The sequence below is a fragment of the Psychrobacter sp. genome (assembly GCF_035469765.1).
Taxonomy (GTDB): Bacteria; Pseudomonadota; Gammaproteobacteria; order Pseudomonadales; family Moraxellaceae; genus Psychrobacter.
Window position 1 is genome coordinate 1 of the sequence record NZ_DATIRM010000246.1, and the last position, 3301, is coordinate 3301.

A 3301-nucleotide genomic window follows, 5' to 3' on the forward strand; every position below is an offset into this window, starting at 1 on the left:
AGCCAGCCTAATTTTTATCAACATCAACATCAACGTCGGCAGAACTCAAATAAAAGAGATATTAAGAGTAGCAAAAAACGATATAACGATAGCCCAAACCCATCGACCGTGCATCTGCGCCTTATTACGGGCAGACTACGAGATCAATGGCATACCATGACACGCACAGGACTGGCACCACAGCTCAATCAACATGAATCTGTACCAACGCTGACCATTCATCCCAATGAAGCCAAACAACTCGGTGTTGAAAAGGGCGACTATGTTCAGCTACATCCTCGCTATGAGCAGAGCCTGCCACATGGTAAGGAAGCTATTGAATCGAATACTTCCAATATAAATACAGATAATGAGAAATTAGAGCAAACGGTTCTAGCGCAAATCGCTATCAGCGATAGCATGCGTATTGGTGATGCCTTTATGCCTATGCACTGGAGTAATGCCTTTGCTAGCTTTGCACGGGTAGGGACGCTTATACCAACTGTGGTCGATCCACATTCAGGGCAGCCTGAGCTGAAAAACTCAGCGATTAGTATTAGCGCCGTGCCTATGCAGACATTTGGCAAGATTATGGTGCATCCTGATTTGCAGAACACCATACTAGTGCATTTGCGCGCTATGAATAGTGCAGGGTCGCCTCTCTCACTACCAGCGCTGACATGGAGTATCAGCAGGCAAGCCAATAGTGTGCTCATTACCCTTGCCAGCCCAGTAGAGCTCGCCGCTAAGCAGTTGCTTGACCCTAACTTTTGGCAGCAGTTTATCGATGACTATCAAAAGTCTGTATCAGACAAGTGGTTGACTGACAATGCCGACGATACTCTGACGGTTAATAGCGCTTTTACCCTGAGTAAACCGGAGAAACAATTACGCTTTATATTGACTCAGTCGGAGGTGAGGAATAAAGCGTTAAACCATATATTACCAAGTCCCTCAGAATCCGCCGTACCTAGTGATCAGCTGCTATTAGCCATTTATTTCGCACCGAAAGTGACGCACTTGCCCAGTACGCATTGGCTTGATAGCTGCTTTGCCAGTACTGATGCCATACCAGTACAGCAGCGTTATAAATGGTTGCTGGCAGGCCGTCCAGCCACAGGCTATATCGATCCAGGTCCGTTGGTATGTTCTTGCATGGCAGTTGGAGAAAACATCATTATCAATGCAGTCATCAAGCAGCAGTGCCGTAGTGCACAAGCAGTGGGTAAAGCGTGCCGTGCTGGTACCAATTGCGGCTCATGTATAGGTCAAATCAATGCGCTTATTGAGGAATATGCGTCATAACCGTCTTACAACTCCCTTATAAATTAAGACCAATTTATTAAGATGGCATAGGGCTTGCACCGTATCTTGCACTAACAGCATCATTAGGAGTCACCATCATGACGGATTCATCTACCTTTATCGCAACACTACCTCCAAATGATTTATCTAATAAAAAGTGTGTCGTCAATGCGCTAAACGCGCCAACCACTGTATTGGCAACTGCAAAGGTAGGTACCGTACATTTAGTTGGTGCAGGTTCTGGTGACCCTGAGCTGCTCACGCTAAAAGCTTTGCGAGTCATGCAGTGCGCTGATGTGGTGCTTTATGATAGTTTGGTCTCAGAGGATATCTTGGATATGTGCGAGCCGACAGCAGAGAAGATATTCGTCGGTAAGCGCCGAGCCAATCATGCGCTACCGCAAGAAGGTATCAATGAGCTGCTGGTCAAGCATGCGCTGGCAGGTAAAACTGTCGTGAGACTAAAGGGCGGTGACCCTTTTATCTTTGGGCGCGGTGGTGAGGAGCTTCAAGAAGTGGTGCGCCATGGTATTTTTTTTGAATCTATCCCTGGTATTACTGCTGCCAGTGCCGCTGCTAGCAGGGCAGGTATCCCATTGACGCATCGCGACCATGCCCAATCGGTTCAGTTTGTCACTGCCTGCAAAAAACTCGGCGCACCCAATAATGACTATAGTGAATTACTCGATAGCACTCAGACGGTGGTTTTTTATATGGGGTTACATCGTTTGGATGAGATGACAAAAGGGTTGATGGCGGCAGGACGAGACAGCGAGACACCATTTGCTATCATCAGTCATGCCAGTCTACCCACGCAGCAAGTCCTTATCGGGACATTAAAGGATATCGCAGAACAGCAAGCGTCTGCCAATCTGCCCACACCTGCACTATTAATTATGGGCGATGTGGTCACCCTGCATGGGGAATTTGCTGAGTACAATCTTGGTGCACTAGTAGCACCAACTATTGAGGCCAGCTGTGTATAGTCGATACTAAACAAAAAAAAGGGACACCATTATTCTAGCAGCACTGTACTTTTTATAGTGGATTGACGGTATAAGAAGATGTACAAAACCCTAAAATCTATCCATCCTTACGCCAATAAACCTTAATAACCGAGTCAGCCCGCGCCAATCCGTGCCTTTGTTGCAACAGCCCTCGAAGTGCTTTGGCTGTACCTGCTTCTAAAGCGCCCCAAATCTTATCAATGTGTAAAGGGTGCGTGGTCAAATAATCAGACAATGTCGTATCGATTAAGTCGGCCAGCGCTCGTCCCGCATTGACTTGATCCGTCACCAAAGGCAATACCGTAAAGTGAGTGTTTTGCTGATTTGCCGCATTAGTGTTTATGATATTAGCATCTAATTTAACCCTATCAAAATACGTTTGATCGGCAGCATCTTGTGTGACACAAAGGACTAATGGTGGCTGAGGATTGTCCCAAAGCTCCAGCAAGCGCGCGACAGTTGGCATCGAGGTTTCATCAGCAATCAGCAATGCTTGACCTTCACGCAAATGCTCAATCTTTTCAGGGAACTCACGTTTGCTTATCACCGTATCGCCTGCTTGTAGTGAGCGTGCCCAATTGCCACCTGACGTGTCGCCATGCAAAAAAACATCGACCCATGCTTGTACGCCATCCGAGGTTTGCCACGCTTTTCTTAATGTGTAATAGCAATGAGCACGCGCAGGCTGCACGCTGTTATCAACGCCTTCAGCAGTGATTTGCGAGACGCTGCGGTTATGTTCTAAATCAAATAAATACGCATAGCCCGCTTCATTGATTGGTATAGAATTTGATTGCTGAGGGTTTGAGGTATCACCAGTGGCATTTAGATGAGGGACAGTTAATATAAGACGCCGCATGTTTTTGCTGACCATATGGCTGTCCTGTACGATAAAGCTCTGTTTGGTCAATTTGATGGTTTTTTTGCCGAGCTTTTTGTCCGCTTTTTGTTTGAGCGCAATATATTGGGTGTGTAACTCATCCATTTGGGTGATAGGCGTTATGAATGGG

Annotated in this window: 3 protein-coding genes; 2 read left to right on the forward strand and 1 reads right to left on the reverse strand. The window is 46.5% G+C overall.

Features of this window, described 5'->3' with window-relative positions:
- Both VLN09_RS07015 and cobA read left to right on the forward strand, forming a co-directional pair.
- The coding region (locus VLN09_RS07015) for a molybdopterin dinucleotide binding domain-containing protein (RefSeq protein WP_325245006.1) at positions 1 to 1284 on the forward strand (1284 nt) is incomplete at its 5' end.
- A 98-nt stretch (positions 1285 to 1382) separates the two neighbouring features.
- The gene (gene cobA / locus VLN09_RS07020; RefSeq protein ID WP_325245008.1) at positions 1383 to 2270 is read left to right on the forward strand and encodes a uroporphyrinogen-III C-methyltransferase; all 888 of its coding nucleotides are present in this window, start codon (positions 1383 to 1385) and stop codon (positions 2268 to 2270) included.
- A 97-nt stretch (positions 2271 to 2367) separates the two neighbouring features.
- Here cobA and VLN09_RS07025 read toward each other — a convergent pair.
- Positions 2368 to 3301, reverse strand: a 934-nt coding sequence (locus VLN09_RS07025; protein ID WP_325245010.1) for a siderophore-interacting protein, incomplete at its 5' end; no start/stop codon positions are given.

What these genes read in the sequence shown, in the direction of transcription:
- cobA (WP_325245008.1), top strand. Translation starts at nt 1,383, where the DNA reads ATGACGGATTCATCTACCTTTATCGCAACACTACCTCCAAATGATTTA.